This is a genomic window from Janthinobacterium sp. BHSEK (assembly GCF_056174685.1).
The window spans coordinates 1-25,597 of sequence record NZ_JBWBYV010000006.1 but is presented as its reverse complement, the minus strand read 5'-3'; the positions used below and the strand labels follow the sequence as shown (position 1 = coordinate 25,597).

At 60.2% G+C, this 25,597-nt stretch carries 22 protein-coding genes; 6 read left to right on the top strand and 16 right to left on the bottom strand.

Annotated elements, in window-relative coordinates; all coding sequences use genetic code 11:
• Positions 1-16 precede the first annotated feature (16 nt).
• The 14 genes from AC0V2Y_RS03045 to AC0V2Y_RS02980 form a co-directional block, all read right to left on the bottom strand.
• On the bottom strand, positions 17-511 hold the full coding sequence (locus AC0V2Y_RS03045; protein WP_475417275.1) for a DUF3304 domain-containing protein: 495 nt from the start codon (positions 509-511) through the stop codon (positions 17-19).
• Between the two features lie 56 nt (positions 512-567).
• Positions 568-1,065, bottom strand: coding sequence for a DUF3304 domain-containing protein (locus tag AC0V2Y_RS03040; protein WP_475417276.1), 498 nt, complete (start codon positions 1,063-1,065; stop codon positions 568-570).
• 52 nt (positions 1,066-1,117) lie between these two features.
• A complete protein-coding gene (locus tag AC0V2Y_RS03035; RefSeq protein ID WP_475417277.1) occupies positions 1,118-1,615 on the bottom strand; it encodes a DUF3304 domain-containing protein in 498 nt (165 codons plus the stop codon).
• A gap of 468 nt (positions 1,616-2,083) precedes the next feature.
• Positions 2,084-2,617 carry a hypothetical protein gene (locus AC0V2Y_RS03030; protein WP_475417278.1) on the bottom strand — a complete coding sequence of 178 codons (534 nt, stop codon included), beginning with the start codon at positions 2,615-2,617 and terminating at the stop codon, positions 2,084-2,086.
• Positions 2,541-3,464, bottom strand: a complete 924-nt coding sequence (locus tag AC0V2Y_RS03025; RefSeq protein WP_475417279.1) for a DUF4123 domain-containing protein — start codon at positions 3,462-3,464, stop codon at positions 2,541-2,543. Before AC0V2Y_RS03025 ends, AC0V2Y_RS03030 begins: the two co-directional genes overlap by 77 nt.
• A complete protein-coding gene (locus tag AC0V2Y_RS03020; RefSeq protein ID WP_475417280.1) occupies positions 3,461-6,262 on the bottom strand; it encodes a type VI secretion system Vgr family protein in 2,802 nt (933 codons plus the stop codon). Before AC0V2Y_RS03020 ends, AC0V2Y_RS03025 begins: the two co-directional genes overlap by 4 nt.
• 164 nt (positions 6,263-6,426) lie before the next feature.
• Positions 6,427-9,090, bottom strand: coding sequence for a type VI secretion system ATPase TssH (tssH, locus tag AC0V2Y_RS03015; RefSeq protein ID WP_475417281.1), 2,664 nt, complete (start codon positions 9,088-9,090; stop codon positions 6,427-6,429).
• A 46-nt stretch (positions 9,091-9,136) separates the two neighbouring features.
• A complete protein-coding gene (tssG, locus tag AC0V2Y_RS03010; protein WP_475417282.1) occupies positions 9,137-10,231 on the bottom strand; it encodes a type VI secretion system baseplate subunit TssG in 1,095 nt (364 codons plus the stop codon).
• Positions 10,195-12,039, bottom strand: a complete 1,845-nt coding sequence (gene tssF, locus AC0V2Y_RS03005; protein WP_475417283.1) for a type VI secretion system baseplate subunit TssF — start codon at positions 12,037-12,039, stop codon at positions 10,195-10,197. The genes tssG and tssF overlap by 37 nt, the downstream gene beginning before the upstream one ends.
• Before the next feature lie 2 nt (positions 12,040-12,041).
• On the bottom strand, positions 12,042-12,530 hold the full coding sequence (gene tssE, locus AC0V2Y_RS03000) for a type VI secretion system baseplate subunit TssE (RefSeq protein WP_475417284.1): 489 nt from the start codon (positions 12,528-12,530) through the stop codon (positions 12,042-12,044).
• Between the two features lie 146 nt (positions 12,531-12,676).
• The gene (locus tag AC0V2Y_RS02995) at positions 12,677-13,168 is read right to left on the bottom strand and encodes an Hcp family type VI secretion system effector (protein WP_230506832.1); all 492 of its coding nucleotides are present in this window, start codon (positions 13,166-13,168) and stop codon (positions 12,677-12,679) included.
• Positions 13,169-13,197: 29 nt separating this feature from the next.
• Positions 13,198-14,682 (bottom strand): type VI secretion system contractile sheath large subunit, encoded by a 1,485-nt coding sequence (gene tssC / locus AC0V2Y_RS02990; protein WP_475417285.1) that lies wholly within the window; start codon positions 14,680-14,682, stop codon positions 13,198-13,200.
• A 4-nt stretch (positions 14,683-14,686) separates the two neighbouring features.
• Complete coding sequence (tssB, locus tag AC0V2Y_RS02985) at positions 14,687-15,196, bottom strand: type VI secretion system contractile sheath small subunit (RefSeq protein WP_070257339.1); 510 nt, start codon at positions 15,194-15,196, stop codon at positions 14,687-14,689.
• 68 nt (positions 15,197-15,264) lie between these two features.
• A complete protein-coding gene (locus tag AC0V2Y_RS02980) occupies positions 15,265-15,840 on the bottom strand; it encodes a tetratricopeptide repeat protein (RefSeq protein ID WP_475417286.1) in 576 nt (191 codons plus the stop codon).
• Positions 15,841-16,195: 355 nt separating this feature from the next.
• On the opposite strand from AC0V2Y_RS02980, the gene tssK reads away from it, so the two are divergent.
• The 5 genes from tssK (at position 16,196) to AC0V2Y_RS02955 (ending at position 23,088) form a co-directional block, all read left to right on the top strand.
• Positions 16,196-17,542 (top strand): type VI secretion system baseplate subunit TssK, encoded by a 1,347-nt coding sequence (tssK, locus tag AC0V2Y_RS02975; RefSeq protein WP_475417287.1) that lies wholly within the window; start codon positions 16,196-16,198, stop codon positions 17,540-17,542.
• A gap of 9 nt (positions 17,543-17,551) precedes the next feature.
• Positions 17,552-18,331 (top strand): type IVB secretion system protein IcmH/DotU, encoded by a 780-nt coding sequence (icmH, locus tag AC0V2Y_RS02970; protein WP_475417288.1) that lies wholly within the window; start codon positions 17,552-17,554, stop codon positions 18,329-18,331.
• A complete protein-coding gene (locus AC0V2Y_RS02965; protein ID WP_475417289.1) occupies positions 18,331-22,122 on the top strand; it encodes a type VI secretion system Vgr family protein in 3,792 nt (1,263 codons plus the stop codon). The genes icmH and AC0V2Y_RS02965 overlap by 1 nt, the downstream gene beginning before the upstream one ends.
• 50 nt (positions 22,123-22,172) lie before the next feature.
• Positions 22,173-22,610 (top strand): hypothetical protein, encoded by a 438-nt coding sequence (locus tag AC0V2Y_RS02960; RefSeq protein WP_475417290.1) that lies wholly within the window; start codon positions 22,173-22,175, stop codon positions 22,608-22,610.
• A gap of 211 nt (positions 22,611-22,821) precedes the next feature.
• On the top strand, positions 22,822-23,088 hold the full coding sequence (locus tag AC0V2Y_RS02955) for a hypothetical protein (RefSeq protein WP_475417291.1): 267 nt from the start codon (positions 22,822-22,824) through the stop codon (positions 23,086-23,088).
• Positions 23,089-23,595: 507 nt separating this feature from the next.
• On the opposite strand, the gene AC0V2Y_RS02950 is transcribed toward AC0V2Y_RS02955, so the two are convergent.
• Both AC0V2Y_RS02950 and AC0V2Y_RS02945 read right to left on the bottom strand, forming a co-directional pair.
• Positions 23,596-23,994 (bottom strand): hypothetical protein, encoded by a 399-nt coding sequence (locus tag AC0V2Y_RS02950; protein WP_475417292.1) that lies wholly within the window; start codon positions 23,992-23,994, stop codon positions 23,596-23,598.
• Between the two features lie 6 nt (positions 23,995-24,000).
• Complete coding sequence (locus AC0V2Y_RS02945; RefSeq protein ID WP_475417293.1) at positions 24,001-24,258, bottom strand: hypothetical protein; 258 nt, start codon at positions 24,256-24,258, stop codon at positions 24,001-24,003.
• Between the two features lie 132 nt (positions 24,259-24,390).
• On the opposite strand from AC0V2Y_RS02945, the gene AC0V2Y_RS02940 reads away from it, so the two are divergent.
• Positions 24,391-25,401 carry a transposase gene (locus AC0V2Y_RS02940; RefSeq protein ID WP_475417294.1) on the top strand — a complete coding sequence of 337 codons (1,011 nt, stop codon included), beginning with the start codon at positions 24,391-24,393 and terminating at the stop codon, positions 25,399-25,401.
• Positions 25,402-25,597 lie beyond the last annotated feature (196 nt).

Sequence of the window (25,597 nt, the reverse complement as noted above, 5' to 3'; positions counted from 1 at the left end):
ATTATTTCAATAAATTCTATTCCCATATGATCTTCAGAGGGATGCCTGGATGCAGTTCTGCCTCTTTGCCGGAAAGCGGATACTTTCGATGTCCGAGCAGGTATCTGGTAACAAAAACTTTGTAACTACCATCGTGAAGAAAATGAACGACAAACATGCTGGCATCGGCACGAGAATACTGCGGCACCAACACTGTTTTTTCTACGCGGATAGCCTTCCCATTTTTTACTGTATCCATGACTATCGCTGCCTTCATGCTTGGTTTCCATACTGCCGGTATTGAGAGACAGCAAGTTTGCCCCCCACCACCTTGTCCAGGGTCGAGGTAGCCAGCCTCTGCTGAAGAGCCATCTTCAAGTGTCACAATATAGCTTCCAACCCCGTGTTCGGTGTGGTTATAAGCAGTCAGACTCACGCTGATTTTCATTGATTCCTTGCTACAGGCCACATTTAAAAACAATAGAAAAACACATGAAAATAGGCAAGCAAATCGCTTTCCCAATAAATTCATTATAGCCCTCCTTGAATTGAAAATAAATTACCATAAAGAACAGTCATGTAAAAAATTTACTCCCATATTATTTCCAGTGGAACACCCGACTCCATTTCTGCTTCCTTGCCAGAAAGCGGATATTTTCGATGTCCCAGCAAATATTTTGTCACAAATACCTTATAACTTCCATCGTAAAGAAAATGGACGACAAACCTGCCGGCATCGGAAGAATCGTAACGAGGTATAAATACCGTCTTCTCCACTCGGATCCTCTTGCCATTTTTTACAGTATTCATGACAATAGTCGCTTTCATTCCGGGCCTCCATGTCGCAGGTATCGAAAGACAGCAAGTTTTCCCGCCCCCACCTTCACCTGGGTCCAAGTAGCCAGCCTCGGCTGAAGATCCGTCATCGAGTGTCACGATATAGCTTCCAACACCATGTTCGGTGTGGTTATACGCAGTCATATTCACGACAATCTTCATTGGTTCCTTGCCACAAGCAATATTTGAAAATGATAGAAAAATACATAAAAAAACACAACCCAATTTCTTTCCAAATAAATTCATCATCGCCTTTCAGGAATTTAAATAAATACCGCAAAGAACACTTACATAAAAATTTTTACTCCCATACTATTTCCAGCGGCACTCCCGGCTCCAGTTCCACCTCCTTGCCAGAAAGTGGATACTTCCGATGCCCCAACAAGTATTTTGTTACAAAAACTTTTAAACTTCCATCGTAAAGAAAATGAACGACAAACCTGTCGGCTTCGGAGGAATTGTAGCGAGGTATAGAGACTGTTTTCTCCACTCTGATCGGCTTACCATTTTTCAACATATGCATGGCAACAGTCGCATTCATGCCGGGTTTCCAGGTCGCTGGTATCGAGAGACAGCAAGTTTTCCCGCCACCACCTTGCCCTAGTGCCAAATAACCGGCCTCAGCTGAAGAGCCATCATCGAGTGTCACGATATAGCTTCCAACACCATTTTCGGTATGGTTATACGCAGTCAGATTCACGACAATCTTCATTGATTCATTGCCACAAGCAATATTTGAAAATGATAGAAAAATACATAGAAAAACACAACCCAACTTCTTTCCAAATAAATTCATCATGGCCTTTTCAGGAATTTAAATAAATACCGCAAATAACACTTACATAAAAAATTTTATTCCCATATTATTTCCAGCGGCACTCCCGGCTCCAGTTCTGCTTCCTTACCAGAAAGCGGATACTTTCGATGTCCCAAGGAGTATTTGGTTACAAAAACCTTGTAGCTTCCATCGTGAAGAAAATGAACGACAAACATGCTGGCATCGGTACGAGAATACTGCGGCACCAACACTGTTTTTTCTACGCGGATAACCTTCCCATTCCATGTTCAGTATGATTGTAGGCGGCGAGATTCACGCTAATTTTCATGTCTTCCTTGCCACATGCCGAATTTGAAAATGCCATCAAAATACATAAAATCACGTTGAGTAAATTTTTCGGAAATAGGCCCTTTATCATATGGCTTTCTGAAATGCGCTGAATGAATAAATTTTTATATTCAAATTACATGAAATCAATTTCAAAAAATATTATCCCTTGGGCTCATACGCCTCCCACAACGGCGGCCCCGCTTCCCAAACGGTTTTCGGCAAGGCTTGCAGCGCGTCGTAAAAAGCATCGAGCGATGCGGGTGGGTTTTTCATGAATGCAATAAACAAGGGCTGTTCCATGGCCTTGCCGGAGGTATACAGCGCCAGCAAGACGTACTGCGTTTGCCTGTCGAGGTCATCGATCCCGGCATCGAGCGCGCGCTGCTGGTATTTCGCCACAAAGGCGTTCAGCACGCGCGGGGGCGTGTCATTGGTTTCATCGGTGATCACGCGCCGCAGATGGCTGACCAGATTGGCGGTGTCGGCCGGTTTCAGCTTGGCGTGCTTGACCGCGCTTGACGCCTGCGGCGCGGCCTTGGCCGCTGTCTGCGCCGCGACGTTGCCGCCAGCAAACACCAAGGCCAAGCTCAGGCACAGCACCAGCGCCGGCAACCGGTCAAGCTTCAACCTGTACACCCCATAAAGGTGGGCCGGCTTCCCATACGTCGTCGGACAAGGCTTGCATGGCTTCATAGAAACTTTCGATAGAGGTGGGTGGGTTTTGCATGAGGGCAATGAAATCGGGGTGTTCGATGCCGGCGCCGGACGTATACAGCGCCAGCAGCAGGTACTGCGTCTGGCGGTCCAGATCGTCGATGCCGGCGGCCAGCGCGCGCTGCTGGTAGCGGGCGACGAATTCATATAGCAGCCGTGGCGGGGTATCGTTGGTTTCGTCCGTGATCACCCGCCGTAAATGGCTGATCAGCGTATCGGCGTCGCCGGCATCGACCAGCATGCCGTATTGCGCATCGTCCAGGTGGATGAGCGGCGAGTCCATGAGCGCAGTGTCCGGCACAGCGCCGGCAGTGTCGACGTCGAGCAGGACGGCAACGTCGCCAAAACGGTTGATGTACTGCAAGCTCAACATTCCAGCCACGAACTGCTCGCGCTGCAGCGGCTCCAGGCAGGCCAGCCAGAACGGCAGGATGCGCGTGTCATACCAGCGCAGCATCATCTGCTGCTCGTCGCTCAGGCCGACGGCATGAAACTGGCGCAAATGCCGCGCCAGTTCGGGCAAGGGCCATGGACTTTCCAACCAGCTCAGGCAAGGCGCGCCATAACCGAGCTTTTCGGCCCAGTCGCAGACTTTTTCCAGCATGGCCGGCGCAAGGCCGGACAGCCGTATCAGCAGGGGCGCGATCTCCGGCAGGCTCGCTTCGTGGGTGTCCTCGAACAAGGATGCATACGGCACTTGCCAGCGCTGCAGCGTCAGGTGGCTGTTTTCGGCTTGCGCGCTGTCGAGCAGCAAATAAGGCTGGCGTTGCCGCTCGAGACTGGCCCGGACCCAGTCGTGCAATGCCGAGACGCTGTCGGGCTTCAACGCAGCACTCCCGCTGCGCCCTGTTGCATGGCGCTCAAAATACAGCTTTTACACGTGCTCGACGGCAGCGGCGGCATCACATACGGTGCGCGCGTGGGCCCGATAAAACTCTTCTTGCCCGCATGCACCGTAATCTTGCCCGGGCACTGGATCGTGATATTGCCGCCTTCGATGGTGATATTCGCGCCGCCCGCCGTCGACAGGCGGAGGCTTTTCGCCGCCGCCCAGTCCACATGCGCATTGGCGCTGATGACGTTGATCTCGTCGCGCGCCTGCACGTTGAGCACGTCGGCCTGCGCCTGCACGTCGATAGATTGACTCGCGGCAATCATCTGCAGGCCGATATCGTTCTCGCCCGCCTTGACCACGCCGCCCAGCACGCCGATGGCCTGGCCCGCGTGCAATCGCCATTTTCCGCCGCTGGTCCATTGCGTGTCCTGCCCGCTCATCACGGTGACGGTTTCGCCGCTGGCCAGTTGCATGTCCTGCCCCGCGACAACGCCCAGTCCTGCCCTGGCGGCAATCGCGATGATGGCGTCCTTTGTGTGCGGCAACTGTTCATGCATGCCGGAAACGCTGGCCAGCAACGCTTTCAGGGGGGCCGCCTGGCCGTCGAGTTCGCTGGCATTCGGCGCGCTGGCGCCGATGTGGCTGGCGTAGGCCACCGTCTGGTGCGTGGCGGCAGCCTGGCTGAAGGTGTCGCCCAGCAGCACCGCCTGTTTCAACAATGCGATCCCGCCCGCATTGTCGCCGGCCGGATCGCGTTGCGCGGCCTCGTGCCGGAGCACATAGCTGCTTACCAGCAGGCCGGCCCTGGCGCGCACCACGCCATACGCATCGGTGCGCAGCTCGGCGCCGGCGCCGCGCAGGCTGCCCCGGTAATTGTCGGCGCCGTGGATCAGGTGGCCCAGGTTCAGTTCGCTGGCCGCGTGGCTGCTTTTCAGCTGGATGCGGCCCTGCTGGTCGGTGTCGTCGAACAGCAGCTGGTTGTAGCCGGCCGCGCTACCCGCCTTGCCGAATTCCTTGCTGCGGATGCCCCATTGCGCGCTGGCATTCCGATGCGCCGCGCTGCTGCCCGCGGCGCCATGCCACAGCGGACTGTTGCCGCCCGCCACATTGCCCTGGCCCGCGATGGCGTGGTCGTGCGCCGCCTGGAACACGCCGGCGTCGCTCTGATCGCGCGCCATGCCGCCCGGCGTGGGTAGCGTGCCGCCCTCGCCCTGACCGTTGTACAGGGCGCCGACGATGACGGGCCGGTCGATATCGTTTTCCAGGAACTGCACCAGCACTTCCTGGCCGATGCGCGGCAAAAACTGGCTGCCCATGCCGCCGCCGGCCGCGCGCTGCGCCACCCGCACCCAGCACGTTGCGCCAGTCTCTTGCTGCCAGTGAAAGCGGATGCGCACCCGGCCCAGCTTGTCGCAGTAAATCTCATCGGCGCCGCTGGCCACGTCATTGCCGTCGGCGCCGACGACGATGGCGCTCTGGCTGCCCGGCGCGGTCGGCGTGGCATGCTGGCGCGCCTCGTTGCCATCGTGCAGCGGACGCCATGGCGTGCCAGCATCGATCATTTCGATGCAGTTGGCGTAGCCGCTGGCTTGCGCCTGGGCGATCGCGGCGGCGGCATCGGGAAAGCCCGCACCCCACTGTGCCACGGTTTCTTCCAGCAATTCCGGCAGCGGGCCGAACAGTTCCGCCAGTCCTTCCAGCGCCGGCAGCGGCAGGTTGTTGACGCCGATGCTGGCCACGCGCAGCACGACATACTCGGGCGCGGCACCGTCGGCTGGCGGCAATGGTCCCTGCGTCAGCGTAAAACGCGTGCCGGCGCGCAGGGTGCGCACGGTCGAACGGGCTTGCCACAGCTGGGCGCGCGCTTCGTGGGCCTGCATCCGCAGCTGCGCGTAGCGCTGCGCCTGGGCGCCATTCGCATACCAGTACTGGCCCGGCGTATCATAGCTTTCCAGCAGCGGCGCGTTCTTGCCGCCAAGCACCATATTCGTCGGCACGCTGGCGGCGAGCGCCTGCTTGGCCTTGTAATCGTAGCTGAGCACGCTACTCAGCCCGACGTGCAGGCTGCGCCGCGCGCGCAAGGCCTGCACCGTGTCGCCCGGCTCGCCGACGCGCGCGCCATGAAAACGCAGCCCGCCGCCTTGCGCGCTGCTGGCGTCCTCGGGTGTGGCGCAAGCCTGGCTGCTGTCGGCAAAGACGAGCAAGGTCTGACCGTCAAACCGCCAGGCCAGCCCCTCTTCCGTCAGCAGGCGGCGCACGAAATCATAGTCCGATTCGCGGTACTGGCAGCAATAGCTGCGTTCGCCAGCGTCCTGCATGAATGAGGCGACCTCGTCGCTCCAGCGCCACAGCGCGTGCGGCGCATACGCCGACAATACCGCGTCGACGATGGCCGTCACGCTCTTGTCTTGCCAGACGCGGCTGTTACGCGCCTGCGTCAGCAGCCACAGCCACGGCGTGATGCGCAGCCGGTAGCGCGCCAGGCCGCCATTGCTGCCCAGCATGGCGGCGGCGCTGATGTAGCCGGAAAAGGACGTGCGCGTGCCGTCGGCCAGGCTGATCTGCAAGCTGGCGGGCTGGCCCAGCAGGGAAGCCAGCGCGACATGGGCGCTGGTGGACAAGGCGATGATGTCGCGCGCGCCGACTTCCTGCAGCCGCTCGTCGGCGGCAAAGGCTTCGACCAGCAGGCTGTTGTTCTCTCCTTCACCGATGCTCAACTCGTACAACCGGGTGACGCTCGTGAAAACAGCCAGCGCGTCTGCAATCTTATCGGTCGAGGTGGATGACATGCGATTCCCGTTAGTCTGTTACCACATTTATATATTTGATAATTATTGTAGCTAGGAATGTATATCGCAGGAGCGCGATTGAAACCGGGTGTGCAGAGTGCTCCGTGCCGTCGCGGGCACATTGCGTCCGCCCCCCTCCTTTCCACGCACCATGGCTGCAGTGCTTACCTGATCGTGTACTTGAACTGCCCCTGCTTGTTGGCGCTAACCTTGATCTTCGTGATGGCGGCGCCTTCGGCCATTTTGGCCAGCACCGACTCGGCGATCTCGGGCAGCACGGTGCCGTTGAGGATATTGTCGACATTGCGTGCGCCCGAGTCGACTTCGGTGCAGCGCGCCAGAACGGCGTCGACCAGCGCTTCGTCGTGGCTGAATTCGGCCTTGTGATTGGCCGCGATGCGCTGGGCGATCTTGCCCAGTTTCAAGCCGATGATATTGACCAGCACATCGTCCGAGATCGGATAGAAGGGAATCACTTTCAATCGTCCCAGGAAAGCCGGCTTGAAGGTCTTCACCAGTTGCGGGCGGATCTTTTCCTCCAGCTGTTCCGGCGTCGGCAGGTCGGCCGCCGCCACGTTCAGGCAGGCCTGCATCAGGGTGCTCGAACCGACGTTCGAGGTCAGGATGATGATGGTGTTTTTAAAGTCGATCTCGCGTCCTTCGGCATCCTCCATCACGCCCTTGTCGAACACCTGAAAGAACAGTTCGAGCACGTCCGGGTGGGCTTTTTCCACTTCGTCGAGCAGCACCACGCTGTACGGGTTGCGCCGCACCGCCTCGGTCAGCACGCCCCCCTCGCCGTAGCCGACATAGCCGGGCGGCGAGCCTTTCAGGCCCGACACGCTGTGCGCTTCCTGGTACTCGCTCATGTTGATGGTAATAAGCTTGCGTTCGCCGCCATACAGCACATCGGCCAGCGCCAGCGCCGTTTCCGTCTTGCCCGTGCCGGACGGGCCGACGAACAGGAACACGCCCTTCGGCTTGTTCGGGTCGTCCAGGTTGGCGCGCGAAGTGCGCACGCGCTGTGCCACCGCCTCGATCGCATGCGACTGGCCCAGCACGCGCTCTTCCAGCATATCCTTCAGTTTCAGCACCGTGCGGATTTCATCCTTGACCATTTTTCCCAGCGGGATGCCGGTCCAGCCAGCGATGATTTCCGCCACCACGTGGCCGTCGACCTGCACCGGCACCATCGGCGTCTCGCCCTGCAGCGCGCGCAGGTCCTTGAGCAAAGCCTGCAGGTCGCCGCCCTGGCTGGCGTCCGGTTTTTCGCCAGCACTTTCCAGGTCCTGGCAGGCCGCCCTGACCTTCCCGGTCAATGTCTTTTCGCTTTCCCAGCGCGCGGCCAGCACCGCATGCTCGCCAGCGGCGCTACTGCGCTGCGCGCGCAAGTCTTCCAGACGCACCGGGTGGTTCCCGCCGCTCTTTTCCTCGCGCTCGAGCGTCGCCACTTCGGCGTCGATGCGCTCCAGCCTTTTGACCAGGTTTTCCAGCAGAGCCGGCGTCGCGTTCTGGCCCAACGCCACCTTGGCGCAGGCGGTATCGAGCACGCTGATGGCCTTGTCGGGCAACTGGCGGCCTGAGATGTACCGGTGCGACAGGCGTACCGCTTCGGTGATGGCTTCGTCGTAGATGCGCACATTGAAATGCTTTTCCATCAGCGGCGCCATGCCGCGCAACATGGCGCAGGCCAGTTCTTCGCTCGGCTCCTCGATCTTGACGACCTGGAAGCGGCGCGCCAGCGCGGCATCCTTTTCAAAATATTTCTTGTATTCGCCCCAGGTGGTGGCGGCAATCGTGCGCAGCTCGCCGCGCGCCAAGGCCGGCTTCAGCAGATTGGCCGCGTCGTTCTGGCCGGCCGTGCCGCCGGCGCCGATCATGGTGTGCGCTTCGTCGATGAACAGGATGATGGCGTGCGGGCTTTTCTTGACTTCGTCGATGACGTTTTTCAGGCGGTTCTCGAACTCGCCCTTGACGCTGGCGCCGGCCTGCAGCAGGCCCATGTCCAGCGTATGGATCTCGACGCCCTTCAGCACGGCGGGCACGTCGTCCTGCGCGATGCGCAGGGCCAGTCCTTCGACCACGGCCGTCTTGCCCACGCCCGCCTCGCCCGTCAGGATCGGGTTGTTCTGGCGCCGGCGCATCAGGATATCGATCGCCTGGCGGATCTCGGCATCGCGCCCGATCACCGGGTCGACCTTGCCGTCGCGCGCGCGCGCCGTCAGGTTGGTGGTGAACTGGTCCAGCGCCGGGGTCTTCGATGCGGCCGCGCGCCCTTCGAGTTCGCCGACGGGGTCTCGACCTCCCTCGTCCGCTTCGCCACCGGCAGCCGACACTCCGGTCGCCTCCTGCGAGCCCTGCGTGACCTTGTCGAGATTGTGCTTCAGGTCGTCGAGCTTGAATTTATCGAACAGCTTCGAACCGCGGTAAGCCAGTTGCGCCAGTTCCGGATCGGTCAGCAGCGCCTGCAGCAGATGGGCGCTGCGGATGCTGGCCTGGCGGCCGGCCTGCACATCGAGCGAGGCGATCAGCCAGGCGTTTTCAAACAGCTTCGGCAGCCTGGGCGAAAACACGGGGGTGCGCGCATTGCCGGTCTGCAGGCGCGCCACTTCGGCCTGCAGATCCGCTTCGAGCATGCTGACGCTGACGCCGCTGTGGCGGGCGATCAGCGCGAAGTCGCTGGCCGGCTGTTCCAGCAGGGCCAGGAACAGATGCTCCAGGTCGACCTCGTATTGTCCGAGGCCCACGCAAATGCCGGCGGCGCGGGTGGCGGCGATGCGGCTGGTGTCATTGAGCTTGCTGATCAGCGTCTTGAGGTTGATGCTCATGGGGCGAAGGTCCTTGTGTGGAAACGAATGAAAAAAGAAAGATGCTTCATGCCAGCGCATGCAGTTCGTAGCGCACGTCGCCGCGGTCCTGCGCGGCGCCGGCGGTGATCAGGAAACTGTCCCAGCCCAGCCGCCCGCCGCTGCGCGGCTGCTCCAGCGTGACGCCATGCACATCGTCGGCGCGCAGCACCAGCTGCACTTCGTATTCGAGGCACAGGCCGGTAAACAGGGTGAGCATTTTTTCCAGCGCGCGCGCCGCCGCGCCGCCCGGCAGGAAGGCGTCGAAATGCACGCGTGCCAGCGGGCCGACCACCAGCCGCATGCGCAAATCGCGCTGCCAGACGCGCGCGCCGACCAGCGCGGTCGAACCCAGCATGGCGTTCATGCCGCCCAGGCTGCTTTGCTGATCGCGCGGCACGTCGTACCAGCAGCCGACGAACTGGATCACCTTGATCGGCTGGCCGAAATACGCGGACAATACCTGCCCCATCGCCACCGCCGATGGCGGCCGGTGCCGCATGGCGGCGACAAAAAATCCCACGGACTCGTCGAGCACGCCGTCGCCATCGTCGTACAGCCGCCGGCGCAGCGACTCATGGCCCAGTCCCGCCAGCGACAGCAGCAGCGGCAGGAACTTGTCCTTGCCATCGAGCTGGTACTTGAGCTCCAGGCGGTACTTGCGCCACGCTTCGTAGAACAGCGCCAGCGCTCGGTTGGAAAACGTGTCGAGAAAGGCGCGCGGTCCCTCGTCTTTTTCGTACAGCTGGTGCGCGGCGATGCGTTCCGTGTAATGGGCCGGCAGCGCGCCGGCCACGCCGAGAAAACCCATGAAGGCCGGCGTGATGCGGACGTATTTCAGTTCGGCGCGCCGCACGGCCTCGCCCAGCGCGCGCATGTCGCCCGCCAGCGCGCCCAGCTCGCGCGGTTCGGCCTGCACCGCTTCGAGCTGGCTGGGCGCGAAATTGAGCGACACCGAATTTTGAAAGCGCAGGAAATTGGCCACCGCCCCTTCGCGCGCCATGCCGTTGCGGGCCAGCCAGAGTTCGAGCAAGCGCACCGCCTGGAAGTACTGGAAGCGGTAAGGCTCGGCGAACAGGCGCTCGATTACACTAGGCTCAAATCGCCGCTGCGTGGTTTGCATCGCAACAACTCCTCTCCCGATTTTTTCGACAACACCACCAGTTGCGTGAAACTGTTGGCATGCACGTACAGGCCGAGAAAACACTCGACGATATGGGCAAACGCATGGATGCCGCTGCCGACAAAAGCTTCTTCGTCGAGCGTCAGCCGCACTTCGATGCCGCGCACCAGGCAGGCGAAGGGATTGCCGGGCAGCCAGGCATTGGCCGCCTTGTGGTCGATCGCCGCGATACCGCTGATCTGCCGTTGCGAGGTCGCCGAACGGGGCAAGTCATACAGGGTCAGCATCTCCTGGAACGCTTCCAGGCCGCTGCCCGACAGCGACAGATGGTTCAGCGACAGGTGCGAGATCAGGCGCCAGTGCGCGCCGCGGCCCCGCTCGAAGCGGTGCGACTCGGTCGGTTTGCGCAGGAAACTGATGCTGCGCACGCTGGAGCCGCCTTCCAGGAACAGGTCGCCGCCGCGCAGGCCGTAGGTGAGTTGCGCCGGCAGGTCGCGGTTGGTACAGCTCAGCTCCAGGCTCAGGGTGTCCGTTTCAATCGCGGCCGGGTCGAAATCGATGTCGACGATGGAAATCTCGGTCTCGTAACCGGGACTTTTTTCGCTGATCGTGTCATCGCGCCGCATCACCCAGTAATGGCCGTCCCTGGCGGGCGTCTGGCCGTGGCGCAGCGAATAGAAAGGGCGAAATTCGGTGATCGACTCCCCTTGCGGCGTCTGGCGCACCAGCTTCACCGACTCGATTGCCTGCACCTCGAAGGCGTAGGCGCGGCGCGCATCGGCCAGCACCGGATAGCTGGCGGCCGTGTGCGTCAGCCGGATCGGCTCGCCGCGCTGGCGGAACAGGTTGACCACCGGCGTGCAGCCCAGCAGCAGGTTGTTCGTCGACATGGTGCCCAGCATGCGCGCCGTATTCGAATCGGTGCGCAGGCCGGCCAGGGCCAGGTGCAGCGTGATGCGCCGGCAGCCGGACGGCAGCGGCGCGCACAGCGCGGCCAGGTCGATGTCGAAGAAATTGAATTTTTCGGGAAAGCAGAAGTATTCCGTCAACAGCCGGTAAGCCGGATGCGAACGGGCGGAAAACGGGATCAGCGCATCGTCCTCGGCATAGCCGGCCGTGCTGACCGGGATCTGCGCCAGCGCGCTCCAGCGGCCGCTGTCATCGGCTTCCACATAGGCCTTGACCGTGCGCATGAACAGCGCGTCGCGCAGCGCCGCGCAAAACGACGGCTCGCCGTCGATGAACACGCGCAGCTTCGCCACGCCCAGCTGCGCCAGCGAGATCTGTTCGGCGGTCGCTTCGATGACGATGCTGACGCTGGAGGTGGCGTTTGGCGGCAGTGGCATCTGCTCGGGCGCATCGATGATGGCGGAAAATGCCGCGTGCGTCAGCGCCAGCGGCGCCACGGTGACGGGATAGGCGGTGCGGAAGGTGCACGCGACGCCCTTGACGGGGCGCGTCGCCAGTTCGGTGCCGCGCGCAATCTCGGTCGCGGCCGTCAGCTGCGCCGCCGCGCCGCTGTAGTCGAGGCGCGCGATCGAACACGAAGGAAACGGCCGCAGGTAATGCGGATACAGCACCTCGAACAGCGCCTCGGTAAATTCCGGATAATCGTCATCGAGGCGTTTCGAGATGCGCGAATTGAGCAGCGCGAAGGACTGGATCATGCGCTCGATATGCGGGTCTTCGCAGACTTCGCCGCCGATCAGCAGCCGTCCCGCGATCTTCGGATAGCGCTCGGAAAACTCGCGCGAATAGCGGCGCAGGAAACCCAGCTCGCGTTCGTAATACGGTAACAAATCTTCCAAGTTCAGGCTCCTTGCGCCGCACGGCGCGCCTTGCTGATCGTGTAATGCAGGCTTGACGGCTGCAGGATGGCGTCGAAGTTGACGGGCTCCTGGGCCGAGTGCACCACCAACAGCGCGGTAATCGCAAAATTGAGGCGGTTGATCGAGCCTTCCTGGATTTCCAACGAAGCGCGCACACTGCGCAGGCGCGGCTCATGGCGCGCGATGGCTTTTTCCAGGCACTGGCAGATGTACGCGCGGTCGTCGGAACTCGACAAGCTCAGGCCGGCGAAATCATTGAGGCCATAGGTGACGATCGAACGGCCGCATTCGGGAAGTTTTTTCAGCAGCGCTTCCGGTATCACGGTGCGCGTGTTGAGCAGCGCCTCCAGGTCGCGCGCCACGGTGTCTTTCAAATCTTCCAGCGACAGGCGTGAGACGGTACTACTGGAAGCGCCCAGAACAGGCGTGTCCATCAGGCGGTCGAACAATCCCGGCGTAAAACCCTTCATCGGTATCCTGTGGTTGGCAGTAGGAAGGAACAAAAGGGCGGCCTGCGGCGGCCCTTTGATTCGGCAGAGTCAGTCACGCAGGCACAAGCCGGAGTCGCCGCCGGCGGCTGGCCGGAACGGACTCATCCGGCAAGGGCCGTTGTCGGTCAAATCGTCTTGTTGGCCGACAGGTCCCAACCGCCGGAGGTATTGCCGCCGGAGCCACCGCCGACTTTTTGCTGCGTGTATTTCCACTTGACCTTGGAATACTTGATCGACAGGTTCTCGCCGAGGATGTCGCCAGGCGCGACGGATGGCGCCACGCTGCTGATCAGCACGTTTTCCAGTTCGATCTCGAAGTATTTGATGCGCTCGCCCTGGCCGTCAGCGCGCAGGAATTCGAACTTGGCTTTCGGGATCGTTTTACCGGATGAGCAATTTTGCAGCAGCAGCGGCGTGGCGAGGTCGGCCAGCTTGGCCACCACGATATCCTTGTGCTCGGTACGTTCGGCGGTATGCCCGCCGCCCGTCGAAGCGGTGGCGGACTTCGGCTGCAGCACTTCCCACTGAACCGACTTGCATTCGATCCAATCTTTATGGGAGGTGTCGGTGGATTCGCCTTTGATACCATCAATTTGCAAGTAAACGTCGATTGCCATGTCATTCCTTTCGGTTGTTGATGAAAAAATCAGGATTTGGTCGATTGCGGCAGCTCCGCGACCAAACGGAGTGAAACGGACAGCTCATCGAGCTGGAAATGGGGACGCAAGAAGGAAACGGCGCGGTAGACGCCCGGACGCCCCGGCACCTCCGACACCTGCACCGATGCTTCGCGCAGGGGGAACTGGGCCTTCTGCTCCTGGCTGGCGTTATCGTCGAGCAGCACGTACTGCATCAGCCAGCGGTTGAGGAACTCTTCGACGTTGGACGCGGCGGCAAAGCTGCCGATCTTGTCGCGCATCATCGCCTTCATGTAGTGGGCGATGCGCGAGACGGCAAAGATGTATTGCAGCTGCGACGACAGCACCGCATTGGCATTGGCCGAATCGGTGTTGTATTTCTTCGCCTTCTGCGCCGACTGCGCGCCGAAGAACGCCGCGTAATCCGTGTTCTTGCAATGCACCAGCGAAATGAAACCCAGGTCGCTCAATTCCTTTTCGCGCCGGTCGGTAATGGCGATCTCGGTCGGGCATTTCAGCGCCACCTCGCCTTCGTCCGTCTTGAAGGTATGGGTCGGCAAGTCTTCGACCAGGCCGCCGCCTTCCACGCCGCGGATCGCCGCGCACCAGCCGTAGTCGTCGAAGGCCGCCGTCAGCTTCGTGCCGAAGGCATAGGCGGCATTGCACCACAGGTATTTCTGGTGGTCGGTGCCGTCGACATCCTCGACGAAATTGAAGCCGTCGACGGTGGCGCCATCGGCCGGATTGAACGGCAGACGTCCCAGGAAGCGCGGCAGCGTGAGGCCGACGTAGCGCGCATCTTCCGATTCGCGGAACGACTTCCACTTCGCGTATTCGACCGTGTCGAAGACCTTGGCCAGGTCGCGTGGCTTGCCGAGGTCGGCATAGCTTTCGAGACCGAACAGTTCGGGCGATGCAGCCGAAATGAAGGGCGCGTGGGCTGCAGCGGCCACATGCGACATCTGTTCGAGGAAATACATGTCTTCCGGCTGGCGCGTGAATTCGAAGTCGCCCAGCAGCGCGCCGAACGGAGCGCCGCCGAAAGTGCCGAACTCTTCTTCATACACTTTCTTGAACATGGTCGACTGATCGAATTCCAGCGCGCTCTGGAAATCGCGCACCAGCTCGCGCTTGGTCGCGTTGAGCATCTTGATCTTCAGGTTGGTGCCGGTGGGCGTGTTGTCCACCATGTGATGCAGGCCGGTCCAGCTGCTTTCCAGCTTCTGGAATTCGGGCGCATGCATGATGGCGCTGAGCTGCCGCGAAATGAGTCTGTCCAGTTCGGCAACGCGCGCATCGATGGTGGCCGCCAGGTTATCCGACACCACGACGGTGCCTTCCATCACCTGGCTGACCAGTTCTGAAATCAGATCCTTGGCGCGTGCATGCTCGACGCTGGATTTGGCAACCTTGCTTTGTTCGACGATCTGGTCGAGCAAGCCGATATCGGTAGTAGCGGCGGCGCCGGAGGTGGGGGTCAGTTGAGCGGACATGGGATCAGTCTTTCTTGGCGGTGGATTGCTGTTCCAGCTGGGCCAGCTTTTCGGTGCTGTTGAGCACGTCGTTGAGGATGTCTTCCAGTTTGTCGTTGCCGGCCAATTTGTTGCGCAGGTCGGCCAGCTTGGTGCGCGCTTCGAGCAGCCGTCGCAGCGGCGCCACCTGCTCCACCACCGCCTCGGGACGGAAGTCGTTGAGCGACTTGAAGCGCAGATCCACCCGCAGCTGGCCGCCTTCATCGCTGAGCTCGTTCGACACGCCAAACGCGGCGCGCGGCTCGACCCCCTTGAGCACCTCGTCGAAATTGTCGCGGTCGATGCCGATGAACTTGCGGTCCTTCAGGCGTTTTTGCTCGACTTCGGAATTGCCGCCGAAGTCGCCCACGACGCCCATCACAAAGGGCAGTTCCTTGTTTTCAATCGCATCGCCGATTTCCACGTCATACGTCATCTGCACGCGTGGCGGCCGGACCTTTTGCAGGCGTTTTTGAACACTTTCTTTTTTTGACATGACATCATTCCTTTACGAATAATCGACGGCATCGGCGATGCCCTGGTAACTGCTTTGCTGCCCCGGTTTTACTTCAATCCATCGAAGGGATTAGCGCTGCTTTCGGCCGCCTTGGCCTGCCCTTTGCGCGGCGGACGCACCGGCTTGTCGCGCGCCGGCGGCGCGGCCGGCGCCGGCACCAGCACGGTTTCGCCCAGGCTTTCGCGCAGCAGCTTGGCCAGATCCTGCGATTCGGTGCGCAGCGGGCCGGACAGGTTGTTCTGGCGGCTCAAGTCGGCCAGGGCGCGCGTCGACAAGCGCAGTCCGCTGATCGCAATGACGCTGTTGGCCAGCTTGTCGGCCGGGTCGCGCACCAGCACTTCCTGGGCATTGATGATGGCGTCGCCGTACTGGCCCGCCTCATAGCGGGTCTGCGCCATGCGGGCCCACGGATTTTTGTCGGCTGGAAATGCGTCAGCCGCTTGTTTCCACAAACCCATGGCCGCTTCGTTGTTGCCGGAACCTGCAGCCTGGGTCGCCTTTGCCATCAGTTCGTCGAGCGAAGGCGGCGGCGGCGTCTTGACGGCAGGAGTGGTGCTGCAGGCACTGAGCGTCAGTGCGCAGGCAAGCGCAGCAAGAAAATGGCAGGTGAATTGGCGAGACATGGTCTGATTTCCCTCAAAAAAAATGACGCGGTCATGAAAAAAGGTTGCAATTTATAGTTGCTAAATTCTTATTTTTGCGAGACTAACACGGATTTAATATTGACTCCGTTCAATAGAAAATACGCAAAATCTCACATTCCAATCATCCGCAAAGGCAGCATCCATGCGGAAAACGTACCGTACGCACCTTTCTTTCAGATAATGTTAATGTTGTTGCAGTTGCGAAAAAAGCACATAGTTTCTTGTTGTAAATATTGGATGATCGGCCGCGCCGGCAAGCCGGCGATCGCGCGTCAGGAGTGTCCGGAGCGGCAGCGTTCTCCGCGCTTTTATTCCTCAGGCAAAAGGGCAATCGATGAGCATTACAAGCAAATTGTTATGGGGTGAAGGCCTGTTTCTGCGTCCCCAGCACTTCCAGCAGCAAGACCGGTACCATGAGCACCGTCTGCACGAAAGCATCAAGGCGCTGCACCCCTACGCCTGGGGTGTCAACCACGTGCAGATCGACCGCGATGCGCTGAGCAATAACACCCTGCGGCTGCTGGAACTGTCGCTGGTGTTCCAGGACGGCGAAATCTACAACGCGCCCGGCGCCGATGAGTTGCCCGACGCGCTGGACTTGAGCACGCTGCAGCAATCGCAGCAAACCGTTACGTTTTATGCCGCCCTGCCCGCCTTCAAGCATTTCGGCGGCAACTTTGCCGCGCTTGGCCAGCCCAACAGCGCGGCGCGCTACGGCCAGGCCAACCTGGAAACGCCCGACCTGTACACCCATGCAGCGCAGGCCGAACTGGCCTACCTGCAAAAATCGTTGCGCCTGGTGGCCGAATCGGAGCCGCGCGATTCGTATGTGAATTTCCCCCTGCTGCGCCTGCGGCGCCTGTCGACCGGCGGCTTCGAGCCCGACCCGTCGTTCGTGCCGCCCAGCCTGTCGATCCGCAGCGCGCCGCTGCTGTTCCTGCAGCTGCGCCGCCTGATCGATGCGCTGCAGGCCAAGGTGAACGCCCTGTACGGCCACCACCGCGAGCCAAGCAAGAATGTGATCGAATTTCGTTCCGGCGACATGTCCTCGTTCTGGCTGCTGCACACGGCCAGTTCCGCGTTCGCCTCGCTCAGCCATTATTTCCATCATCCGGCGCTGCATCCGGAGCGCCTGTACGAAGCGCTGCTGGCGCTGGCCGGCGCGCTGATGACGTTCTCGAAAACCCATGCGCTGGCGGACCTGCCGGCCTACCAGCACGCCGATCCGGGACCATCGTTCGCGCGCCTGCACGCGATCATCCGCGAACTGCTCGACACGGTGATCTCCTCAAAGTATTTCGCCATCGCGCTGACCGAAGTCAAGCCGTCGTACCATCACGGCAAGCTCGATTCGGGCAAGATCGACGACAAGACCGCGTTTTACCTGGGCGTCTCGGCCGACATGCCGGGCGTGGAACTGGTGGACGTGGTGCCGCTGCGCTTCAAGATCGGCGCGCCGGACGACGTGGAAAAATTTGTGCTGTCGGCCCTGCCCGGCGTGCGCCTGCAGCACACGCCGCAGGTGCCGGCGGCCGTGCCGGTACGGCCCGATACGTATTACTTCACCATCGAAGCGAAGGGCCAGATGTACGACCGCATGTTGCAGGCCCAGTCGATTTCGATCTACGTTCCGTCCGGCATGCGGGACCTGAAACTTGAACTTGTCGCCATCACTTCCTGAAGATAAACGATGAATGCAAACGCCCCCTCCCTGATGTCCGGCGGCTCCGCCGCGTACGCATCGAGCGTACCGGCCGGCCCCGGCACAGAACATACGCTGAGCGACCTGATGTACGACGGTTTCTACGCGCTGTTCATGCTGAAGAACGGCAGCGGCCCGCAAGACAATGCCGACTTCATCAGAAAAATGACGCAGTTTCTCGACGAGTTCGGCAACGCGGCGAAAAAACATGGCGCCTCGGCCGATGATATCGATGCCGCCAAGTACGCATTTTGCGCGGCTGTCGACGAAATCATCCTGCGCTCGCCGTATGCCATCCGCGACGACTGGGCGCGCCGGCCGCTGCAGCTGGTGCTGTTCGGCGACCAGCTGGCCGGTGAAAACTTCTTCATCCGTCTCGAGGCGCTGCGCGCACGCGGCAGCGCCCACCTGCAGGCGCTGGAAGTGTTCCACATGTGCCTGCTGCTCGGCTTCCAGGGCCGGTACATCCTCGAAGGCTCGGAAAAACTCGCCTACCTGACGGCCCGCCTGGGCGACGAGATCGCCCAGATGAAGGGCAAGAAAGCCGGCTTCGCGCCGCATGCGGAACGCCCCGACCAGATCGCGCACAAGTTGCGCAACGACGTGCCGCTATGGGTGCTGTGCTCGGTATTCGCGCTGATCTGCGCACTGGGCTATCTGGGCCTGCGCACCATGCTTGCCAAGAACACGGAGCGCCAGATGAATGCCTACAGCGATATCGTCAAGCTGGCGCCGCGCACGGCCAACCTGACCATCACGTTGCCGTAATGAGCGGCCCGGCAACGACAGAAGCTGCCCTGGACGCGTTCGGCACAGGCTTGTCCCAGCATGCGCGGCTGATCACGCTGACCACGGCGCAGGCATCGAACCTGCCCGAATCGCTGATGGCCGAGCAGGTGACGGGCCGCGAGGCGGTCAATGAGCTGTTCCGTTTCGAAGTCGATGCCTTGAGCACGGCGGCGAGCCTGGACCTGGCCAGCTTTCTCGGCGAAGAAATCACGCTCAAGCTGCTGCAGCCAGACGGCGGCTGGCGCGCCTGGCACGGACTGTGCACCGACTGCGCCTTTGCCGGCGCCGACGGCGGCGTGGCGCGCTACCGGCTGCGCCTGGAACCTGCCCTGGCCTTGCTGGACCTGCGCCGCGACAGCTATATCTTCCAGGACAAGAACGCGCGCGACCTCATCACGGAACTGCTCGGCGACTATCCGCAGGTCCGCTTCGAATTCGATGTCAGCCAGGAACTGGCGCCGCGTCCGGTCTGGACGCAATACCGCGAAAGCGACCTGGCCTTCCTGGCGCGCGTGCTCGCCTTCGAAGGCCTGAGCTGGCGCTTCGAGCACGAGCAGGATGGCGCGGCGCAGCAGGACGCGCAGCAGGCCAAGCACAAGCTGGTGATTTTCGACAGCAAGGCCGTGGCGCCGGCGACGCCGGGCGCGGCCGGCCTGCGCTTTCACGGCATGCGCGCCAGCGATACCGATGACGCCATCGACAGCTTCAGCGCGCGGCGCCAGGTGCGGCCCAACGCGGTCGGCATCAGCAGCTGGGACCCGCAGCAACTGGCGGCGCCGGCCGCCGAACACAGCTCCAGCCTGGCGGCCGGCGAATTGCCGCCCCTGCCGCTGTACGACGGCGCCGGCGAGCGGCGCCACGCCGACAGCACGGCGGCCGATCCGCACGGCCTGCGCATGCTGCAGGCGCTGGAGCTGGAGAACAAGCAATTCACGGGCGCTGGCGCGGTGCGGCGCATGGCGGCCGGCCATGCCTTCGACCTGCTGCAGCACGAGCATTATCCCGGTGGCGCCAACCAGTTCACCGTGCTGTGGGTCGAGCACCGGGCACGCAACAACCTGGGACCGGCCAGCGGCGCGCTGACGACGGTGCTGTCGAAACTGTCGACAATAGCCAGCCTGGGCGACGTCGCCAGCCTGCTCGATGGACAGCTCGAGGCCGGCACCTACCGCAACACCTTCGGCTGCGTGCGCACCAGCGTGGCCATCGTGCCGCGCGCCACCGCCGCGCGCCAGGCCAGCAGCGCGCTGGGACCGCAGACGGCACTGGTGGTCGGCCTGCCCGACAGCGTGGCCACCACCGGACGCGACCATCAGGTACGCATCCAGTTCGCCTGGCAACGGGGCAGCGCCGCCAATCCGGGCGGCATGACGCACAACACGGATCAACAGGGCAACGCGCCCGGCAACGAAGCCTCAGGCACCTGGGTGCGCGTGGCCGAAGCGCTGGCCGGCCCGAACTGGGGCTCGCAGTTTACGCCGCGCATCGGCACCGAAGTCCTGGTCGATTTCATCGAAGGCGACATGGACCGCCCGCTGGTGGTGGCCCAGCTCTATACGGGCAACGACATGCCGCCGTACGCGGCCGGCGTCGATTCGGACGTCAACCACGCCGGCGTCATTTCCGGCATCCACAGCCATAATTTCGATGGCGGCGGCTATAACCAGTGGGTGATCGACGACACGCCGGGCCAGTTGCGCACCCGCCTGGCGACGAGCAGCGCGTCCACGCAGCTGAACCTCGGTTACCTGGTACAGCAAGGCGTGGGCACGGCCCAGCGCGGCAGCTACCGCGGCAGCGGCTTCGAACTGCGCACCGACGCCTGGGCCGTGCTGCGCGGCGGCGAAGGCGTGCTCATCTCTACTACCGCCCGCGCCCATACGGGCGCGGGCATTGCCTCTACCCAGCTCGACACCACGGAAGCGTTGGCACAGCTGAAAGGCGCCGCCGAACTGAACAAGACGTTGGCCGAGGCCGCGCAACAGCAAACCGCCCTGTTCAGCCAGGATGCGAAACAGGCCCAGCTGGACCTGATCAAGCAGATCGACCCGCAGCAGGACGGCAAATACCAGGCCAGCGTGGGCGGGCAGGAAGCGCTGAAGGCCAGCGCAGGCGAGCGCAAGCTGGCCACCGACCAGCCGGTGGAAAAATTCGGCCAGCCCCTGGTCCTGATGGAAGCGCCCGCCAGCATCAACTGGGCCACGCCCGGCTCGACCGTCCTGTTTGCGGCGCAGCAGCTGCAATGGACCACGCAGGCGGACCTGCACATGACGGCCGGCCACACCTGGTCGTCCGTGTCGGCCAGCGCCAGCGCCCTGTTCACCCACACCGGCGGCATCCAGGCGATCGCCGCCAACGGCCCGGTATCGCTGCAGGCGCATACGGGGCAACTGGAAATCCTGGCTGACAAAGCCATTACCGTGATCTCGGTCAACGACGTCATCGACATCAAGGCCAACCAGAAGATCACGCTGCAGGCCGGGCAATCGTCGATCACTTTAGAGGGCGGCAATATCACGTTTAAGTGTCCTGGCAACTTCACGGTCAAGGGCGGCCAGCATGTATTCAACGGCGGCGCCAGCGCGGCCGGCATGCTGCCGGCACTGCCCGATACGCGCATCAAGCTGTTCGACGAAGGCTTTGTGCTGCGCGACCGCGACACGGGCGAACCGATGCCGCGCCAGCCCTACCGCATCAAGCGCGAAGATGGCAGCTATGAGAGCGGCATGACAGACGAAAAGGGCTTGACGCATGTGATTGCAGCGGCTGCCGCCGAGGCGCTGGTGATCGAGCTGCTGAAAACGATGGGTGGCCAGGGTTCGGCACCGGCACCGGCACCGGCCCCCTCTTCAGCGCCGATGCCGGTACCAGGTTCGCCAGGACAGCCGGCGGCCAAGGCAAACACCCCGCCGGAACCGAAATACAAGCCGGCAGGCGACTCCAGCACCACGCCGGTGGACAACAAGCGCCGCAAGGAAGTACTCGTCAAGCTGCCGGCCTGCTGGATCGAGGACTACGAAAAGGAAATCGCCGGTCCCTCGTATGGCCGCTATGCGCAGCCTTACCAGCACGACGGCACGCCACACAAATACAGGGACAAGATCTGGTTCAAGCTGTACATACCGGCAAAATCGGACGGTCCGGTGGTGGTGGAAGTGCGTTTCAAGGCCATCACGGTACTGGATGCCGCAGGCCAGGCGCTGGAAGAGAGCGACAAGGGCACGGAATCGGCGGCGCTGCGCGTCAAGCAGCGCGCCAACGTGGTGGCGCTGGCGCAGAAAAACGCGACGGCCGGCATCGAAGGCAACTGGAACAACAAGTTCCGGCTTGAAATCAATGATCCGCAATGCGGACAAAAAGTGTTGCCCGTGGTTTTCCGCGTCGTCTGGGTCGATGAAAATCAGCACTACACGCTGCAGATCCACAAGCGCTATGACCGCGAAAACGTGACCGGCGACGTCATGAACGTGTCGCTGGCGACGGCACTGACCACGTATGCGCATGAATTCGGGCATTGCGTCGGCATGCCCGACGAATACTCGTACACGGAGTTCGAAGAAACTGTACGCTATTTCAAGCCCGACGGCACGCTCGACGAGCCCATCGTTTGCCACGTCAACGGCACCTCGCCGGAAGACCTGACGCAATCGATCATGTCGTATGCGGAAGGCGCGCGGATCCTGAAACGCCACGGCTGGAATATCGCGATTGAAGCGCAGGAATTACTGAGCAAAAAAATCGGCAGGAAGATACGATGCGATATTGTCTGACACTGCTTATCTATGCCATGCTGATGGCACTACCATTGAAAGCCAATAACATGACGAGCACTCACGCGCCCCTCTCCATTTCCCTGCAATGCCTGGGCAACGCTGGCTGCGTCTATCAGCGCAAGCCGATCGACATACTGGTCACCATCCGTAACGATGGCAGCCGCGATATCGGCTTTCCGCTCGACTACCTGCGCAAGTCGGGCCCGATCGTCAAATTCATCGATACCGATACGGGCGCCGTCACCTACGCCCGCCGCGGCCTGGCCAATCCGGCGCTGAAAACGCAATTCACCACGATTGCGCCAGGCGCCTCGGTTTCCATGGAAATCGATGTGCACCCCACCGACATTGAAACGTTTCGTATCGACAAAGTCGATATCAGCGTAGAGGTGATCTTGAAGGGCGACATACGCATCGATGGCGAAACCGAACTGCAGGACTACCAGGGCGGCGCGAAGATCCGCATCTTTGAAAAAGATGAGTAAGACCATGCTGGCGCGGATGGTGCGGTAGAGCATACGCGTCGACCAGCAACTGCCGTCGCTACGGAAACGATCGCACCGTACGATCACTCGCTGGCCGGCCGCTACAGTTTTCCGGCCCCGCATAAAAAATCCCCTGAAAAATCAGGGGGATTAGCTGTTGCATTGACCCGGCATTACCTTACGGTGCTGCACGGGAGATTATTCCCACTCGATGGTCAACGAGCTAGCTAAGCGCTTGATTTTTCAGTGCTTTCCAAACCATTCAGTTGCCGATACCCTCAAAAATACCCTCACCTGCAAAATCCGCTACTGCCGGTTTGTCGCGACCGAGATGAAAGACACCAGTCCGCTTGCTAGCACCTGTCATCCGATTCTTCAGGGCGAGAACGCCTTCTTTTCAGCACAGCTGCAATCGAAGCGCTCCGATAAATTTAAGGATACGCCGATCTTCAGCGCCACGCTGTCACCCTGTCATTAACGCCATATCAAGCCCGCTATAGCGACGGAGACGAGACAATGGGACGCGCTTATCTGTCTACCGCTTTTACCCTGCCCCACACTACCGCCGCTTTTCACGTCTCGAGCAGGACAGTCAGTCGGGTCGTATCGGCATTTAGTGAAGCTCAACTTGCTGTAGATCGATACAGCAAATGTTGAGACCGTGTACGAAAGGCGGACTTGACCCTAGCCTTGCTAGCACATCTGATGTATGGAGTGATCCATACTGACAAGCCCTTTGATGCGCATTACTTAGCAAAAGGACTTGGCATTCAAGACGGTATCTGGCCCCGGTTCGTTTGGGGGTGATTGCGTGTGCTCAGTGACTGAAGTTTATGCGATCTGCTGGAACCGTTGGGACGATCGCGCTGGCAAGCCGGCGATTAACTCATCAAGCATGGCTTTGGCGCGGAACAAAGGCATGCTGCGACGAGGAATATGATCGCACGAAACTAAACAACGACATACTCCAGATCACTGCTCGATCTCAATTTTTCGAGGCGACAAATCGCTTCCCATTAATAACGTTACTTATATAAAAACCATTACACACCGGACATAGTTGAGCGACATATCGCAGCGAATGTATCTCGCAGTAACGTGGACAATCCGATGGACGATAAGAAGACTGGGTAATAATAAGAGTGTCTTTCTGCACAAAATCCGGAAGCTTCAACAGCAAACCGGGAATATCATCCCAGCCACACCTCACAAAAATCTGTATATAACCATCTATTTTTATAGATTCACGAACAATTTTGAATGCATCTATTATATATTGAGAGTTCATATTTGCAGTCCAGTCCGCTGCAATCTTTTGACTACCATCTTCTATTCTGCACCAAACATCGAAATCAATAGGATTATCCACAATTAAACTACTCATAATAAATTACCTCCTTGGCACAATTGTACCATTACTAATTCCATAATCAAGATTGCCATCCTCAACGGAAAATTTAAATGGTGGAGCCTTAACTCCATCACTTCTCTCCAACGGAATTATCGTTGATGTTCGTTGAGGGGATCCTGCCTTCTGCAGCAACTGCAGAACTCCTTGATCCCCTTTAAAAACTTCGCAGCCATTAACAATTTCATAATAACCACTTGCAAAAGCGGCACCATCAGGGTGAGTATGGCTAATCAACATCTTATCCCCTGATATTTCTCCGATACTGACCGTCGACTTAGTTCCTGAATACAATGTATAGAAACCTCCACTACCACCTTTTCCATCATTAGGGGATGGGGTCAGGTCCGGTATTCAGACACGACCTCAGCCATGCCATTGTCCAAACCTTTGCGCAATCTCGGTGCCAATGCGTACGGATCAGATAACGTCTACCGCATGACCCGCCCCCTACGCCTTGAATTTCCCGGCGCCCTCTACCACGTTACTTCGCGCGGCGACCGGCGTGGCACCATTTACCGGGACGATACCGATCGCCTTGCCTGGCAAGAGGTACTAGCCCTGGTCTGCGAGCGGTACCATTTTGTCGTGCACGGTTTCTGCCAGATGAGCAATCATTATCATCTGCTCGTTGAAACGGTAGAAGCGAATCTGTCGCAGGGCATGCGCCAGTTGAATGGCGTTTATACCCAGCATTTCAATCGGCGCCACAAGCTTGTCGGGCACGTATTGCAAGGCCGCTACAAAGCCATCTTGGTACAGCAAGAAAATTATCTGTTGGAATTGGCCCGCTACATCGTCTTGAACCCAGTCCGGGCGCACATGGTGGGATCACCCGACGACTGGTACTGGAGCAGCCATCACTACGTTTTGGACGAAGCGGTGTCTCCATGCTGGTTGACACGGGACTGGCTCTTGAGCCAATTTGGCGCCACGCGCGACGAGGCGGTCGCCAACTATTCTCGGTTTGTCGCGGCCGGTATGGGTGAAACTAGTCCGCTCGCCCACACCTGCCACCAAGTGCTACTGGGCGATGACGCCTTCGTTTCGGCACATCAGCAATCGCAGCGTTCCGATGCATTCAAAGATACGCCAAGGCAGCAGCGCCGCGCGGTCACACTGTCACTCGCGCAATATCAGGTCCGCTATAGCGACAGAGACGAGGCAATGGCACGCGCTTATCTGTCCACCGCTTTTACCATGTCCCATATCGCCGCCGCTTTTCACGTCTCGAGCAAGGCAGTCAGTCGAGCCGTATCGGCATTTAATAAGGAAGGCGCAACTTGCTGCAGATCGAGACGGCCAAGGTTGAGCTCATGTACGAATGGCGGACCTGACCCTGGCTCCCTGCGAGACAGTCAGTCGGGCCATATCGGCATTTAATAAAGGCGCAACTTGCCGCAAATATAGATCCTCCTCAAGGATTCTCTAGCGTCGCTCGAAGAATTCATCAAGAAGTTTTAAGTTGTGCTCGATTCCTTCTGTAGAGGCTTCCAACGTAAACCGTCGAGAATTTTCATAATCCCAAAATTCTCCAGGATTAAAATAATGAGGGCCTATTGCCAAAGAAGGAATCGCT

Bases quoted from the DNA above. Each gene is read 5' to 3' on its own strand.
- AC0V2Y_RS02940 (WP_475417294.1), top strand. From the start codon at position 24,391: ATGCCATTGTCCAAACCTTTGCGCAATCTCGGTGCCAATGCGTACGGA.
- tssC (WP_475417285.1), bottom strand. From the start codon at position 14,682: ATGTCCGCTCAACTGACCCCCACCTCCGGCGCCGCCGCTACTACCGAT.
- AC0V2Y_RS03020 (WP_475417280.1), bottom strand. From the start codon at position 6,262: ATGTCATCCACCTCGACCGATAAGATTGCAGACGCGCTGGCTGTTTTC.
- tssH (WP_475417281.1), bottom strand. From the start codon at position 9,090: ATGAGCATCAACCTCAAGACGCTGATCAGCAAGCTCAATGACACCAGC.
- tssG (WP_475417282.1), bottom strand. From the start codon at position 10,231: ATGCAAACCACGCAGCGGCGATTTGAGCCTAGTGTAATCGAGCGCCTG.
- AC0V2Y_RS03035 (WP_475417277.1), bottom strand. From the start codon at position 1,615: ATGATGAATTTATTTGGAAAGAAGTTGGGTTGTGTTTTTCTATGTATT.
- AC0V2Y_RS03045 (WP_475417275.1), bottom strand. From the start codon at position 511: ATGAATTTATTGGGAAAGCGATTTGCTTGCCTATTTTCATGTGTTTTT.
- tssB (WP_070257339.1), bottom strand. From the start codon at position 15,196: ATGTCAAAAAAAGAAAGTGTTCAAAAACGCCTGCAAAAGGTCCGGCCG.
- tssE (WP_475417284.1), bottom strand. From the start codon at position 12,530: ATGAAGGGTTTTACGCCGGGATTGTTCGACCGCCTGATGGACACGCCT.
- AC0V2Y_RS02980 (WP_475417286.1), bottom strand. From the start codon at position 15,840: ATGTCTCGCCAATTCACCTGCCATTTTCTTGCTGCGCTTGCCTGCGCA.
- AC0V2Y_RS02965 (WP_475417289.1), top strand. From the start codon at position 18,331: ATGAGCGGCCCGGCAACGACAGAAGCTGCCCTGGACGCGTTCGGCACA.
- AC0V2Y_RS03040 (WP_475417276.1), bottom strand. From the start codon at position 1,065: ATGATGAATTTATTTGGAAAGAAATTGGGTTGTGTTTTTTTATGTATT.
- icmH (WP_475417288.1), top strand. From the start codon at position 17,552: ATGAATGCAAACGCCCCCTCCCTGATGTCCGGCGGCTCCGCCGCGTAC.
- AC0V2Y_RS02995 (WP_230506832.1), bottom strand. From the start codon at position 13,168: ATGGCAATCGACGTTTACTTGCAAATTGATGGTATCAAAGGCGAATCC.
- AC0V2Y_RS03030 (WP_475417278.1), bottom strand. From the start codon at position 2,617: ATGAAGCCATGCAAGCCTTGTCCGACGACGTATGGGAAGCCGGCCCAC.
- AC0V2Y_RS02955 (WP_475417291.1), top strand. From the start codon at position 22,822: ATGGTCAACGAGCTAGCTAAGCGCTTGATTTTTCAGTGCTTTCCAAAC.
- AC0V2Y_RS02945 (WP_475417293.1), bottom strand. From the start codon at position 24,258: ATGTTGATTAGCCATACTCACCCTGATGGTGCCGCTTTTGCAAGTGGT.
- tssK (WP_475417287.1), top strand. From the start codon at position 16,196: ATGAGCATTACAAGCAAATTGTTATGGGGTGAAGGCCTGTTTCTGCGT.
- AC0V2Y_RS02960 (WP_475417290.1), top strand. From the start codon at position 22,173: ATGACGAGCACTCACGCGCCCCTCTCCATTTCCCTGCAATGCCTGGGC.
- AC0V2Y_RS02950 (WP_475417292.1), bottom strand. From the start codon at position 23,994: ATGAGTAGTTTAATTGTGGATAATCCTATTGATTTCGATGTTTGGTGC.